Genomic DNA, 14,256 nt, shown 5'->3' with positions numbered 1-14,256 from the left:
GCAGGGAGGACCCCGTGCGCGCCGTAGCGCGTTGATTCTCTGCCGACAGGCTGCGCCAGCTTGAGATGACTGCTGAGACCGACCACGACCTCACACGCGAGCCCGTAGCGGCGCACGAGCCGTCGCCGCGCTCGGGTAGCATCGCGCTGGTGCTGCTGGTGGCCGCCGGCCTCGTCGCGGTCGCCGTCGGGCTGATGACGCTCGGGCGCGCGCAGGCGCAGCCCTATATCCTCGGCATCCTCGCCGTGCTGGCGATGGTCGGCCTGTTCAACTTGTTCGCCTTCGCCGCCGGCATTATCCGCTTCGCCGACCGTAATCTCGACGATCCCATCATTGCCCGCATCTCCGATCACTCGTTCGACGGGCTCGCGGTCACCGATGCGCGCGGGCATGTGGTCTATTCCAATGCGGCCTATCTGACGCTGACCGGCGCCACCGGCCCACAGGACGTGCGTCCCGTCGAGCGCGTCTTCATCGGCAACCCTGACGTCTCCGAAGCCGTGTTCCGCCTGCTCAAAGCCGCCCGCGAGGGCAAGCGGCAGCAGGAGGAGGTGCGCATCTCCGGCCAGGACGGCAATCAGGGCCGCTGGCTGCGCATGCGGGTGCGCCCGCTCGGCACCGGCAAGCGCGAGGCGAAATATGCGGTGTGGTCGATCGCCGATATCACCCGCGACCGCGAGCGCCAGGAAGACGTGTTCCAGGAGCTCCAGCACGCGATCGAATATCTCGATCACGCGCCTTGCGGCTTCTTCTCGGTCAATCCGGCCGGCGAGCTCGCCTATGTCAACGCGACGCTGGCGAACTGGCTGGACTACGACCTCGCCGAGATCGGCTCGGGTGGATTGAAGCTCACCGACATCGTCTCCGGCGACGGCGCCTCGCTATTGACCTCGATCGTGGCGGTGCCGGGCGAGGTGAAGACCGAGGTCTTCGACATCGACCTGCGCATGCGCACGGGCAGGACCATGCCGGTGCGGCTCTATCACAAGCTCGCCTTCGGCGCCGACGGTGCGCCGGGGCCGTCGCGCACGCTCGTGATCAGCCGCGCCCGCGACGAGCGCAGCGATCCCGACCGCGCCGCCGAAGTGCGCTTCATGCGCTTCTTCGACCACACGCCGATGGCGATTGCGACCGTCGACCGCGGCGGCAACGTCGTGCGCGCGAATGCGCGCTACGCCAAGCTCGGGCAGGCGCTCGGGCTCGAGAGCGCCTCCAAGTCGATCTTCCGCGCGGTCAATTCGCGCGATCGGCACCTGTTGATCGCGGCCATCAACCAGGCCGCCGAAGGCCAGGCCGACATCGCGCCGGTCGAGGTCGCCTTGGAGGGGACCAAGGAGCGCTGGGGCCAGTTCTTCGTCACGCCGGTCGATGCGGCCGAGAACGAGGCGGAAGCCGCCATCGTGCACATGCTCGAGACCACCGAGCGGCGCGCGCTGGAGAACCAGATCAACCAGTCGCAGAAGATGGAGACGGTCGGCCAGCTTGCCGGCGGCATCGCCCACGACTTCAACAACGTGCTCTCCGCCATCATGATGGCGAACGATTTCCTGCTGAACGCGCACAAGCCGACCGATCCGTCGTTCCAGGACATCATGCAGATCAAGCAGAACGCGACGCGCGCCGCGACGCTGGTGCGGCAGCTGCTGGCGTTTTCGCGTCGGCAGACGCTGCGGCCGCAGGTGCTCGATCTCGGCGATGCCTTGAGCGATCTCACCATGCTGCTGCGCCGGCTGATCGGCGAGAAGGTCAAGCTCGACCTCGTCCACGGCCGCGATCTCTGGCCGGTGAAGGTCGACGTCTCCCAGTTCGAGCAGGTGATCGTCAATCTCGCGGTGAACGCGCGCGACGCTATGCCTGATGGTGGCAAGCTGATCATCCGCACCTTAAACGTCAGCACCGAAGACGCGGGCAAGCTCGCCTACAAGGGCATGCCGGCCGCCGACTATGTCCGGATCGAGGTCGCCGACACCGGCACTGGCATCCCCGCCGACATCCGCGACAAGATCTTCGAGCCGTTCTTCTCGACGAAAGAGGTGGGCAAGGGTACCGGGCTCGGGCTTTCCACCGTCTACGGCATCGTAAAGCAGACCGGCGGTTTCATCTATGTCGATTCCGAACCGGGGCAGGGCACCTCGTTCCATATCTTCCTGCCGCGCCATCATGCTGAGCCGGAGGTGCAGGTCGAGCAGCCCGCAGCTTTGGTCAGCGCGGTCAATGGCGCCGCGAAGGAGGCCACACCGGCGGCCGAGGCCAAGCCGCGCACCGATCTCACCGGGCAGGGCACCATCCTCTTGGTCGAGGACGAGGAGGGCCTGCGCGCCCTGAACGCGCGTGGCCTGCGCTCGCGCGGCTACACCGTGGTCGAGGCCGAGAACGGCGTCGAGGCCATGGAGGTGCTGGAGGAGGAGAGCGGCGCGATCGATCTCGTCGTCTCCGACGTGGTAATGCCGGAGATGGACGGCCCGACGCTGCTGAAGGCGATGCGGGAGAAGAACCCGGACATCAAATTCATCTTCGTTTCCGGCTACGCCGAGGATGCGTTCGAGAAGAGCCTCCCCGAGGGCCAGCAGTTCGACTTCCTGCCAAAACCGTTTACGCTCAGCCAGCTCGTGGCGGCGGTGAAGGAGACGATGACGAAGGCGGGGTGAGCGTTGTGCCCGAGAGATTGCACTGACGCGCGACAACCTCGGCCGTCGTCCTGGCGAAAGCCAGGACCCATACCGCGTGATCTCTCGGTTGCGCACGCTGCCAATCCCGAACGACCAGCTTTCGCCAAATTGCCTCTCGGGGTAATGGGTCCTGGCTTTCGCCAGGACGACATCGGGAGTGTATGCGCGCGACTGCTTCAACACCGTCATTGCGAGCCACCGGGTCCGCGCAAAGCGCGGCCCGATGACAGGCTCCGCGAAGCAGTCCAGACTGTCTCTTTGGAAAGAGCCTGGATTGCTTCGTCGCAAGGGCTCGTCGCAATGACGTGGTGGGAGAGCTGCGCTCGCAATGGCGAGGAAAAGCGGAAATCCCGTCGCAAAGGCGCCGGTATCCCGCGACCTCGGTTCCCCGCGCGGCCAAACCCCCGCCAAATGCGGCCAAACCCCCGCCAAATATGGGATTTTGCCACATCCCCGCGACTGAGGGCCGCAGCAATAGGTTCCGAAATCGGCTTCACTTTTCGGGAAGTCTGCCCATCTTAAGCGCACGTCCCCATGCCGGGGATTTGGGAAACGCACATGACTTTCTCGCAACGCTCCCGCAGTCTCTTCAAGACCATTGCCGTCGTGCTGGCGCTTGCGCTGCCGACTGCACTGGCGATCTCGTCCGCTGACGCCCGCGTCGGCGGCGGCTTCTCGTCGGGTTCGCGCGGCTCGCGCACCTATTCGGCGCCGCCGTCGACCACGACTGCGCCGGGCTCGGCCTCGCAGTTCAACCGCACCTACACCCAGCCGGGCGCAGGCATGAATTCGGCCGCGACCGCGCCGGCGCGCGGCGGCCTGTTCGGCCGCGGCGGCGGCTTCCTGGGCGGCCTTGCGGCCGGCTTCCTCGGCGCCGGCCTGCTCGGCATGCTGTTCGGCGGCGGCCTGTTTGGCGGCCTCGGCGGCCTGTCCTCGATCCTGGGCCTGATCATTCAGATCGCGCTGGTGGTGCTCGTGGTGCGGCTGGCGATGTCCTGGTGGCAACGCCGCCACACGCCGCAGGCGGCCTATGCCAATGCTAATGCGGGCGCAGGTCAGGGACCGCAGCCGAACTATCGCAGTGGTCTTGGTGGCTTCGGCTTCGGCGCCAACAGCGCGCCGCTCGAGATCAAGCCCGACGACTATGAGGCGTTCGAGCGCCTGCTCGGCGAAATCCAGACCGCCTGGTCGAACGAGGACGTGGCCAAGCTGCACACGCTCGCGACGCCGGAGATGGTCTCCTATTTCGAGCAGGATCTGGCCCAGAACCGTTCGCGCAACGTCGTCAACAAGGTGACCAACGTCAAGCTGTTGCAGGGCGACCTCGCGGAAGCCTGGCGTGAAGGCGAGACCGACTACGCCACGGTGGCGCTGCGCTTCGGGCTCATCGACAAGACGGTCGACCGCAACACCGGCGCAGTCGTTGCCGGTAGCGAGCAGCCGGGCGAGGCGACCGAGATCTGGACGTTCGCCCGCCGGCCGAGCACCGGCTGGGAATTGTCGGCGATCCAGCAGACCAACTGATCGCTTGCGACACGAGGAACCAAGGCGTCGTGCTCCCGCACGGCGCCTTTTTCTTTTGGGCGCCTCTTCTTTTGGGTACCCCGCATCGCCGCATCGGAATAAGCGGGCGTGCGTTGGGTTGAAATCAGGCGGCCAACGACAAGCACAACCGGAGGACAACATGATCCGCACCGAGAGATCCGTGACGATTTCAGGCCTCGCGCTCGCAATGGCCTTGCTTGCGGCGCCATCGGCGCAGGCGCAATCGGCCGACATGACATTCTTCGTGACGTCCAACGGCCCCGGCAAGGGTGCCGATCTCGGCGGCCTCGAGGGAGCCGACGCGCAATGCCAGAAGCTTGCACAAGCCGCGGGCGCCGGCACCAAGACCTGGCGCGCCTATCTCTCGACACAGGCGGCGGACGGCAAGCCGGCGGTCAACGCCCGGGATCGCATCGGCAAGGGACCGTGGCAGAACGCCAAGGGCGCGGTGATCGCCAGGGATGTTGCCGACCTGCACGGCGCGGCCAACAACCTCACCAAGCAGACCGCGCTCAGCGAGAAGGGCGAGGGGATCAATGGTGTTGGCGACCAGCCAAACCGGCATGACGTGCTCACGGGATCGCAACCAGACGGCACCGCGTTTGCCGGTCCGGACGATCGCACCTGCAAGAACTGGACATCGAGCACGCAAGGCGCCGCAATGGTCGGCCATCTCGATCGACGGGGTCTGCGCGACGACGAGCCTTCGAAATCTTGGAACAGCTCTCACCCCTCGCGCGGTCCCGACGGCGGCTGCTCGCAGGCCGATCTGAAGAGCACAGGCGGCGACGGCCTGCTGTATTGTTTCGCGGCGAATTGAGGCGCGAGCTGTCTCTTCCATCATTGGGAGGAGCGTAGCGACAAAATTGCGTAGCAATTTTGCGCTGAAGCGACGAAGCAATCCAGAATCTCTCCGCGGAGACAGTCTGGATTGCTTCGTCGCAAGGGCTCCTCGCAATGACGGAGTGTGTGGTACCGCCGCTCCGTCTCACTCCGACGGAACTTTCGGCTACGTGTTACATTGGTCCCGTCGCCCGCAACGCTCACGGACACCTCCCATGAAATACGAGCTCTATTACTGGCCCGAGATCCAGGGCCGCGGCGAATATGTGCGGCTGGCGCTGGAGGAAGCGGGCGCCGCCTACGTCGATGTCGCGCGCGGACAGCGCGGGACAGCTGCGATGATAAAGATGATGGACGCGCATGGGGGCACGCCGCCCTTCGCCCCGCCATTCCTGAAGGCGGGCAAGCTCGTCATCGGCCAGACCGCCAACATCCTGCTCTATCTCGGCGCCCGCCATGGTCTTGCGCCGAAGACCGAAGGCGGCAGGCTTTGGGTGCACCAGCTCCAGCTCACCATCACCGACCTCGTCGTCGAGATCCACGACACCCATCACCCGCTCGGGCCCTCGCTCTATTACGAGGACCAGAAGCCGCCGGCGAAGAAGCGCACCGCCGATTTCTGGAGCGAGCGCGTGCCGAAATATCTCGGCTATTTCGAGCAGCTTCTCACCGAGAGTGGCGGCACCTATGTCACGGGACGCAGACTGACCTATGTCGATCTCTCGCTGTTCCAGATCGTCGCGGGGCTCCGCTATGCCTTCCCCAAGCGCATGAAGGCGTTCGAGACAGATATCCCGGGCCTCGTCGGCCTGCACGACCGCATCGCCGCACGGCCCAACATCAAGGCCTATCTCGACAGCGACCGCCGCATTGCCTTCAACGAGCAGGGCATCTTCCGCCGCTATCGCGAACTGGATGCTTAGCCGGCTCAGACGGGAGAGTGATCTGCCCTCACCAAACGCCCGGCACCAGGCGGTAGCGCACCCGCGCCGCATAGTCGGCATAGCCTCGAAGGCCCTCGCGCAAGGTGCGCTCCTCGATAGGGATGCGGACCGCGAACAAGGCAATGAAGAGCGGTATCATCGCAAGTCCCCACCACGACCCAAGCAACAACGGCACGCCGGTGAAGAACAGGACCATGCCGCTGTACATGGGATGGCGGACATAGGCGTAGGGACCGGTCGAGATCACGTGCTGCGCGCGCTCGGTTTGCAGCTTCACCACGGGCGCGGCGAACGAGTTCTCGCGGAAGACCCACATCGTGAACAGTGTCGAGGCCAGGAACAGCACGAGGCCGAGGACCTGGAACGCAACCGGCATCTCGGAGGATTGAATGCGCCGGTCGAGGCCCATCGCGCACAGCCAGGCCAGCATCGCCACGACAAAGACCGTCATGAACATTTTGTCGGCGGCGGGCTGATCCCGTTGCAGGACCGGCCGCAGACGTTCGGCGAGCAGAGCCGGATCGATCCGGTAGAGCCACCAGCCGCAGAGCGGACCGAGCAGGGCGGAGGTGGCGAGGAGCACCCAGGCCGAAGGCCAGTGCAGCGTTCCAGCGGACGCGAACAGCAACGCGCCCATGCCGACGACGAAGATCGTGTTCTGCAACAGGAGGCGTGCGATCATGCGCAGGGTCCCGGGATGACCGCGCACGACAGTGGTCCTGCTATCCGGCAAAGATGCGGCCGGATGCGCAAAAGGCCCGATCGACCGGATCGGGCGCTTCAGCTTTGGCAAGCCTGATCAGGCGAGCTGATCGATCCGCGTGCCCTGACCCGGGGGCAGCGGCGCGGGCGGCTGCGGCTTATAGGTCGGATCGTCGTCGTTGACCTTGGCCTGATCGTCCTGCTGCTTGGTCGTGTCGTAGCTCGGAACCACGATCGCGATCGGCGGCGGCGCAACGGTGGAAACCTTCATCCGCAAATCCTCACACATGGAGACAATTGAGCCTGCCCCGCGAGGAGCGAAGTTTCCTTCAAGGCAATCGTTAAAATGCGAGGGAATGAGTTAGGTGGGATTGGGGCTGCCTTTGCAGTGTCACTGCGCCCATCTGCGTGAGACGACGAGACCTCTCCACGTCATTGCGAGGAACTCGCGACAAAATTGCGTAGCAATTTTGCGCTGATGCGACAAAAGCAATCCAGTCTGTCTCCGCGGAAAGATCCTGGATTGCTTCGCTGCGCTCGCAATGACGGAGTACGTGGCCAGCTGCGTCGCGCCACATGAGCACTGCGTCCGTAGCAAGAGCGGGGGGAGCCTCGCGCCTATTCGTCCTTGCCGCGCGTGATCGCGATGGACGCATCCGCCTTTGTGCGGGTGCATTCCATGTTGAGCCGGCGGTAGCGCATGTTGATCTTGTCGCCGCGCAGGAGGCCCATACGCTTCAGGCAACGTGTCGCGCCCGACGTGGTGTCGTCCTTCGTCACGGTGAAAACAATCGCGGCCATCGACCCCACCAGCGCATAGAACTCCGGCTTGGGCTTGCGATCGCCCTTGGCATAGAGCTCGATGGAATATTTGTCGCCACGGCAGCCGACGGACAGCTCCTTGGCCGCCGGGTGTGTCAAATACACGATGTTGGCGGCCCGGAAATTCACCTTGAGCCGATCGATCTGGTTCGCCAGCTCCTTGGCGCTGTCGTCGCAGCGGTCGGCGCGCGCGGGGGAGGTGAGGGCCACAAGGCCGGTGATGGCGGCGGCGACCAGGATCGCGCCGCGGACGTTCAAGTTCAATGTCATGATGAAAAGCCCCTTAGGGCGCGCATTCAAGCGTCGGCGGACGCGAAGCGCAAGGGTGGGAACGGGCCTTTCCACGTGCTGTGCCAATGCCTTCCCGAGCCCTAGCCACCCTCTCCCATGCGCTCCGGTCCCTTTCTTTTCTGCCGGAAATGGGCTTAGAACGCTTCTACGCTGCGGACCCGCGCGAGGCCCCAAAACCCCGAGATCGACCCATGAACGCTCCCACCGCCTTTCCCGACCAGTCAAAGCCTGTTCCGCCCTACAAGCACACTCCGCTGTTCCCGCTGGGCAAGGACGAGACGCCTTACAAGAAGATTTCGTCCGAGGGTGTCAGGGTCGAGAAGGTCCTGGGCAAGGACATGCTGGTGGTGTCGCGCGAGGCGCTGCGGGCGCTGTCGGAGGCGGCTTTCGGCGACATCAACCATTACCTGCGGCCTGGCCATCTGAAGCAGCTTCGCGCGATCCTCGAGGACGGTGAGGCGAGCCCGAACGACAAGTTCGTTGCGCTCGACTTTTTGAAGAACGCCAACATCGCCGCCGGCGGCGTGTTGCCGATGTGTCAGGACACCGGCACTGCGATCATCATGGGCAAGAAGGGCTGTAACGTCATCACCGATGGTGACGACGAGGCGGCGCTGTCGGAGGGCGCGCGCGATGCCTATCTGCGCCGCAATCTGCGCTACTCGCAGGTCGCGCCGCTCTCGATGTACGAGGAGAAGAACACCGCCAACAACATGCCGGCGCAATGCGAGATCTACGCCGAAGGCGACGACGCCTACAAGTTCATGTTCATGGCGAAGGGCGGCGGCTCCGCCAACAAGAGCTTTCTGTTCCAGGCGACGCCTTCCGTCCTGACCAAGGACCGGCTCCTCGCGTTTCTCAAGGAGAAAATACTGACGCTAGGCACCGCGGCGTGCCCGCCCTATCACCTCGCGATCGTGATCGGCGGCACCTCGGCCGAGCTGTGCATGAAGACGGTGAAGCTCGCCTCGGCGCGCTATCTCGATGCGCTGCCGACGCACGGCTCGCCCGATGGCAACGCCTTCCGCGACGTCGAGATGGAGAAGGAAATCCACAAGATGACGCAGTCGCTCGGTGTCGGCGCGCAGTTCGGCGGAAAGTATTTCTGCCACGACGTCCGCGTGATCCGCATGCCGCGCCATGGCGCCTCGCTCCCGATCGGGCTTGGCGTGTCCTGCTCGGCCGACCGCCAGGTGCTCGGCAAGATCACGAGGGACGGCATCTATCTCGAGGAGCTCGAGCACAACCCGGCGCAATATCTGCCGCAGGTCGAGCAGTCGCTCGGCGGTGAGGTCGTCAAGATCGATCTCAACCAGCCGATGAAGGACATTCTGGCCACCTTCTCGAAATATCCGATCAAGACCCGGGTCTCGATGACCGGCACCATGATCGTCGCGCGCGATAGCGCCCATGCCAAGCTGCGCGAGCGGCTGGAGAGGGGCGAGCCGCTGCCGGATTACTTCAAGAACCATCCGGTGTATTACGCCGGTCCCGCCAAGACGCCCGACCGCTACGCCTCCGGCGCGTTCGGCCCGACCACGGCGGGTCGCATGGATTCCTTCGTCGACCAGTTCCAGGCTGCCGGCGGCTCGATGGTGATGGTCGCCAAGGGCAACCGGGCGCCTGCCGTGCGCGAGGCCTGCAAGAAGTATGGCGGCTTCTATCTCGGCTCGATCGGCGGCGCCGCGGCGAACCTTGCCGAGCACTGCATCAAGAAGGTTGAGGTGCTCGAATATCCCGAGCTCGGCATGGAAGCGATCTGGCGCATCGAAGTCGTCGACTTCCCCGCCTTCATCATCATCGACGACAAGGGCAACGACTTCTTCAAGGAATTGAATTTGGGCTAGCTGCTTCATCCCCACTTGCGTGCGGGTGATCGCAGCTGTGCTTTACGAAAGATCGTCATGCCCGGGCTTGTCCCGGGCATCCACGTTCTTGGTACGGCGAACAAGACATGGATTGCCGGGACAAGCCCGGCCATGACGATGCGGAAGCTTCAACTACAATTCGTAACCTGGTTGGAGCAGAGCGAACGCCACCAGCCGCGCACACCGTCGTGGCTCTCGACGAGACCCCAATATCCGCTACAGGCAAGCAGGCGCTTCGGGCCGCCGTCACCGTCAATCGGGCCGCCGAGCTCGCGTTGCGCCGGCATCCATTTGGCGTCGACGAAGGGGGCCTGGAACAGCCCGCCCGCGCGCGTGTAGCCGTTGGCGAAATTCGCGCCGACCTTGTTGGAGGCGACCCAGCCGCGTCCGGCATAGGGCTTTGGCGCATTGCGCGGATATTTTTTCTCGTCCTCGTAATCCTTGCCCGGCGGTTTCGCGCCTTCGATCAGAAACCAGCCGTCCTTGAAACCGACGATGCGGAATTCGGTGAGCCAGCCGCCCTCGGGCGTGTTCTCGCTGCCGCCAAGCCTTGGTCGATACGGCGGCGGCAGGGTGCCGAGCACGCGCGCCCTCACCGATGGCTCGGTCCGCACGTTGAGTCCGTTCGGATCCTTGTCGATGGACCAGGCGCCGAGATCGCAGGGCTCCGTGCCCTCGGGCAGGGGTGCGCGCTTGCCCGCCAGCTCGGCGTGGAGCTTTGCATAATCGCCGTCGTCATCGGCTGCATCGGCCTCGACGCGCGGTTTCAATTCGGCCGATACCGCGCGCTTCTCGTCTGGTGTCAGCGCGACCACGAGGGTCTGGCGCGCAGCGAACACGCTGGCCGGCGACTTCGGGTCATTCGACGTCGCCGGATAGACGGCGAGGTAACCAGTCGAGGCTTCGGTGCGGTAGGCCGTGCCGGCGACATAACCCGCCGGCACCAGGGCGAGCGCGCTTGCGCGCCACACCGGTTCGGTGTCATCCGCGCGCGCCGCTTGTGTCGCGACACACAGGATCGTTGCCGCGATGAGACGGAGCACGCGCATGATTGCTGCGCGGCCTTATGTCCGCGCGCCCGTGAACGGGAAGCTGCCCATCGGGCCGATGCCCATCTCGCCGCTGATGCTGTCGCCGGAGACGGTGCCGGTGAATTCGAGCGTGAGCGGCATCGGGTTGGTGATCGAGACCTTCCAGGAGACGTTGTCGCCGCTGACGGTGCCATCGAAAATCTCGGCGGTATTACCTTCCGCGCCTTGCGTGCCCGTGAGCGCGCCGCCCGCGGCCTTCAGGCTCAGCGTCGCCTGGCGCTCGCCCATCGGCGTCGTCATGGTCAGATTCCAGTTGCCGTCAACGGCCATTCCCATCTCCCGAACAAATCCCGGCGGGCCGCGACGATCCGCGGCCAGTCCTGGGCGAGCCTATAACCCAACTCGCAGCGCCTGCCTAACGCTGCATTGGAGGCGTAGAAGCATGATCCGGAAAAGTGTGTAGCGGTTTTCCGAAAAGATCATGCTCAAACGACAACCTAAAGCGCGGTCACATCGCGCTTTAGGCGCGGGCAGCGGCGCGCCGGCGACTGGTGACGATGAGGCGCAGAACGACGTACTGCACGGCAAAAGCCAGGATCTTGGCGCCGCCTGCGACGACCGTGAGGTAGAACGCCCACAGCTTCAGATCGCCGGTCGATGCGACGGCGATCACGCCGACGCCGATCACGAACATCAGCACCGCCCAGGCATAGCCCGCAGCCGTCACATATTCCGGAACGGTCTCGACGACGATCGGCGGCATGTAGCGCAGCATCCAGCCGCGCTTGAGCATGATGAGTCCGATCGCGAAATGCGCGATCGCGGGCTTTGCCAGCATAAAGCGGGGATCATTGGTCAACAGCGTGATCGCGCCCAGCACGACCACGAGCGCGAGGCTCGCATAGGTCATGTAGTTGAGCTCTCGTCCCTTGACGCGGGCATAGATCACCTGCGCAATTGCACCGGCAATCGCCACCGACGTCGCCAGGACGACGTTGTCGGTGATGAGGTAGATGATCAGGAAGACGATGGCGGAAAGGAAGTCGGAGGCGAGGCGGGCGAATACGCTCTTCATCGTCGATCCTGTTCAGCGGGCGTTGGGCAATGCGCGGGCGGGCGCACCGTACTTGATCTCGCGATACTCGGGATACCACTTTGTGAAGTACATTGCGCTGTTGCGGGCGGCGAAGGCGACCGCAAGGCTCGACCAGAGCGGCAGTCCGGGGACGTAGAGTAGCACGAGATTGGCGGCTGCCATCAACAGCGCGGCTGCGGTCCAGGCGCCGGTTATGACGTAATTGGCGCGGAGGAAGCCGGGCATCGCCGCGGTTTCGGCCGGGACCGATTCGAGCGCATATTGCAGCGTGAAGGGACGGCGGACCAGCATCGAGCCGAGTGAGATGATGAAGATGCCGAGATCGACCGACAGCTTGACGCCGAGCGTGCCGAGCGCGGGATCGAGCAGCGCGAGATAGAGGCCGATTGCGGCGAACACGATCGCCGAGCCCGTGGCCAGGATCTTCACCGAGCGGCCGCGCATGACATCGATTGCGACCGTGGCGAGGCAAATTGCAGCGGCCGCAAACACGCTGATCGTGGCGGAGGTCACCAGCATCAGCAACGCGAAGGCGCCGTAGGGCGCGAGGATCAGGAAAATCGCCATGAGCCGCCTCGATCGGGTCAAATCTTTACAGTGTAAAGATAAGTAATCGACGGCGAAGGTCGGGTCAAGCGAAATCTTTACAATGTCAAAATGACGTAAGCGACCTCTAAAAGATGAAGTCCTGCAACGACTTGGTCGGAGGCTTCGCCAGCCAATTCCGCCCAGGGCAGCCGCGACAGGATCGGCAGCGCGGAGGCGATCAAAAGGCCGATGGTGAGCAAGATGCCGCCGTTGAAGAAGGTAAGGCTGCTTCGCCGCAGCCGGATCGTCTGCAATGTGAATGCGGCGCAGGCCAGGGCCAGGACGGCGAGGCAGTCCGCGGTGATCGAGGGTATGTGCATGTGGAATCTCTTTGGTGACACATCCGCGCTGTCATTCCGGGGCGACGCGAAGCGTCGGAATCCATTGAGCGGCAGAACACGCGGCGAAATGGATTCCGGGCGCGCTAACGCGCGCCCCGGAATGACGAGGTGAGAACTACGCCCCCACCCAATTGCCGTGAAAGCCGTCGGGCACGCGGTGGCCGAGCTGCACCAGCGCGACGGGACCGGCCTCGACATCGGTGGCGTTGAACACGGCGAGGTCGCTGCGGTTCTCCCGCGCGCGCCAGACCACCGCGAGCAGCCAACCGTCGCCCTCGGCGGCATCCTTCGACCCCTCGACGAACACCGGCTCGGAGATGGTGTCGCCGGCCGGCAGTAGATAATGGCCGAGCCGTTTGCCGTTGCCGTCGACATGGACGACGCCCGAGAGCGCGCCGAACATCGGCAGCCTCGGATTGGCGCAGGCGTACCAGCCGTGGCGGCTCCTCAGCCCGGCGCGGCGATCGTCGATGCGGGGGAATTCGCCGGTGAGATCGTCGAGATAGGTTTGCTGGAAGCGGTCGGTATTGCCCGAGAGATCGAACGTCCAGCGGCAGTGGCGGGCGCGTGACTTCTCTGGATCCGTCGGCCGGCCGTCGGGATGCGGAAACAGCGGCGCCTCCTCGAACTGCATGACGTCGGCGATAATGCGGTGATCGTCTTCCCACGCATTCATGACGTGGAAGACGTAGCAGGCCTCAGCTCGAAACCAGACGATGTCCTTTGCCGTGCCGTTGCGCTTCATCACGCCGACATAGGCGCCTTTGTCCGGCTCCCAGGCATAGGGCGGCCGTCCACTCATCGCGCGCTCCACGCTGCCGGTGATGGGAAGGATCGGAAACAACACATGGTTCGCGGTGACGATGAAGTCATGCACCATGCTGGCATAGGGCGCTTCGAAACGCTCGAAGCGCGTCGCCTTGCCCGACGCATCGATCGATCCGTAGGAGAGGGCAGGCGTCAACGGTCCGGCGGCATTGTAGCCGAAGAACACCAGTTCGCCTGTGATGGGATCGATCTTCGGATGCGCGGTAAAGCTGCCGGCGACGCGGCCCTGGTAGTTGTGATAGCCGCGCGTTGCCAGCGTGCCAGGCTCGATCTCGGTCGGCAGATGCGCTTCTTCCAGCGCCAGCAGCTTGCCGGCATGGAAGATGATGTTGGTGTTGGCGACGCCGCCATCGGTGAGGTTGGCCGGGGCATCGGGCAGCTTGCGGCCGAAGCCGCCGAACAAGGCGCGGCCGGCGTCGTGCTCGGCCATCCATTTCGGGGTGCGGACCCAGCGATTGCGGTAGCTGGCGCGTCCGTTCTCGAGGTGGAAGGCGTGCAGCATGCCGTCGCCCACGAACCAGTGCGCACCGGGCGAAGAGAACTGCGGATTGGGGCCGTTGCGATAGAGCGTGCCGTTCAGCTCGCGCGGCAGTTCGCCGATGATGTTGAGGAATGGCGCGTCGGCCTCGAACGGGATCGGCGCGATGTTGTTGCGGCGCTCAATGACGGCGTCCTGCTGCACGGCGAA

General features: G+C 64.6%; 14 protein-coding genes. 5 read left to right on the top strand and 9 right to left on the bottom strand.

Going from position 1 to position 14,256, the window contains the following annotated elements; translation table 11 throughout:
* Positions 1–65 precede the first annotated feature (65 nt).
* The 4 genes from LRP30_RS26745 (at position 66) to LRP30_RS26730 (ending at position 5,980) form a co-directional block, all read left to right on the top strand.
* A complete protein-coding gene (locus LRP30_RS26745; protein ID WP_128932836.1) occupies positions 66–2,648 on the top strand; it encodes a PAS domain-containing protein in 2,583 nt (860 codons plus the stop codon).
* A gap of 555 nt (positions 2,649–3,203) precedes the next feature.
* Positions 3,204–4,193: a Tim44 domain-containing protein gene (locus LRP30_RS26740; protein WP_128932838.1), complete on the top strand. Its 990-nt coding sequence runs from the start codon at positions 3,204–3,206 to the stop codon at positions 4,191–4,193.
* A 160-nt stretch (positions 4,194–4,353) separates the two neighbouring features.
* Positions 4,354–5,034: a lectin gene (locus LRP30_RS26735; RefSeq protein ID WP_128932839.1), complete on the top strand. Its 681-nt coding sequence runs from the start codon at positions 4,354–4,356 to the stop codon at positions 5,032–5,034.
* Between the two features lie 238 nt (positions 5,035–5,272).
* Positions 5,273–5,980 (top strand): glutathione S-transferase, encoded by a 708-nt coding sequence (locus LRP30_RS26730; RefSeq protein WP_128932841.1) that lies wholly within the window; start codon positions 5,273–5,275, stop codon positions 5,978–5,980.
* Positions 5,981–6,008: 28 nt separating this feature from the next.
* Here the strand turns inward: LRP30_RS26730 and LRP30_RS26725 are convergent, their stop codons facing one another.
* The 3 genes from LRP30_RS26725 to LRP30_RS26715 form a co-directional block, all read right to left on the bottom strand.
* Positions 6,009–6,683 (bottom strand): isoprenylcysteine carboxylmethyltransferase family protein, encoded by a 675-nt coding sequence (locus LRP30_RS26725; protein WP_128956100.1) that lies wholly within the window; start codon positions 6,681–6,683, stop codon positions 6,009–6,011.
* A 117-nt stretch (positions 6,684–6,800) separates the two neighbouring features.
* Positions 6,801–6,974, bottom strand: a complete 174-nt coding sequence (locus LRP30_RS26720; RefSeq protein ID WP_164934497.1) for a hypothetical protein — start codon at positions 6,972–6,974, stop codon at positions 6,801–6,803.
* Positions 6,975–7,321: 347 nt separating this feature from the next.
* Positions 7,322–7,795, bottom strand: a complete 474-nt coding sequence (locus LRP30_RS26715; RefSeq protein WP_128932844.1) for a hypothetical protein — start codon at positions 7,793–7,795, stop codon at positions 7,322–7,324.
* 212 nt (positions 7,796–8,007) lie between these two features.
* Here LRP30_RS26715 and LRP30_RS26710 point away from each other — a divergent pair, with 212 nt between their 5' ends.
* Entirely contained in the window at positions 8,008–9,663 is a 1,656-nt protein-coding gene (locus LRP30_RS26710; RefSeq protein ID WP_249756689.1) for a fumarate hydratase, read from the top strand.
* Between the two features lie 149 nt (positions 9,664–9,812).
* Here the strand turns inward: LRP30_RS26710 and LRP30_RS26705 are convergent, their stop codons facing one another.
* The 6 genes from LRP30_RS26705 to LRP30_RS26680 all read right to left on the bottom strand — a co-directional run bounded on the left by LRP30_RS26705 (position 9,813) and on the right by LRP30_RS26680 (position 14,250).
* The gene (locus LRP30_RS26705; protein ID WP_128932846.1) at positions 9,813–10,733 is read right to left on the bottom strand and encodes an SH3 domain-containing protein; all 921 of its coding nucleotides are present in this window, start codon (positions 10,731–10,733) and stop codon (positions 9,813–9,815) included.
* A 15-nt stretch (positions 10,734–10,748) separates the two neighbouring features.
* Entirely contained in the window at positions 10,749–11,045 is a 297-nt protein-coding gene (locus tag LRP30_RS26700) for a hypothetical protein (protein ID WP_128932847.1), read from the bottom strand.
* 190 nt (positions 11,046–11,235) lie between these two features.
* The gene (locus LRP30_RS26695; protein ID WP_128932848.1) at positions 11,236–11,790 is read right to left on the bottom strand and encodes a septation protein IspZ; all 555 of its coding nucleotides are present in this window, start codon (positions 11,788–11,790) and stop codon (positions 11,236–11,238) included.
* 12 nt (positions 11,791–11,802) lie between these two features.
* Positions 11,803–12,378: a hypothetical protein gene (locus LRP30_RS26690; protein ID WP_128932849.1), complete on the bottom strand. Its 576-nt coding sequence runs from the start codon at positions 12,376–12,378 to the stop codon at positions 11,803–11,805.
* A 77-nt stretch (positions 12,379–12,455) separates the two neighbouring features.
* Positions 12,456–12,719, bottom strand: coding sequence for a hypothetical protein (locus tag LRP30_RS26685; RefSeq protein WP_249756688.1), 264 nt, complete (start codon positions 12,717–12,719; stop codon positions 12,456–12,458).
* 136 nt (positions 12,720–12,855) lie between these two features.
* Complete coding sequence (locus LRP30_RS26680) at positions 12,856–14,250, bottom strand: carotenoid oxygenase family protein (RefSeq protein ID WP_128932851.1); 1,395 nt, start codon at positions 14,248–14,250, stop codon at positions 12,856–12,858.
* Between the last annotated feature and the right edge of the window lie 6 nt (positions 14,251–14,256).

The organism is Bradyrhizobium sp. C-145, from assembly GCF_023375135.1.
Classification (GTDB): domain Bacteria; phylum Pseudomonadota; class Alphaproteobacteria; order Rhizobiales; family Xanthobacteraceae; genus Bradyrhizobium; species Bradyrhizobium zhanjiangense.
Note: the sequence above shows the minus strand (reverse complement) of the source record. Positions and strands in the feature narration are given on the sequence as shown.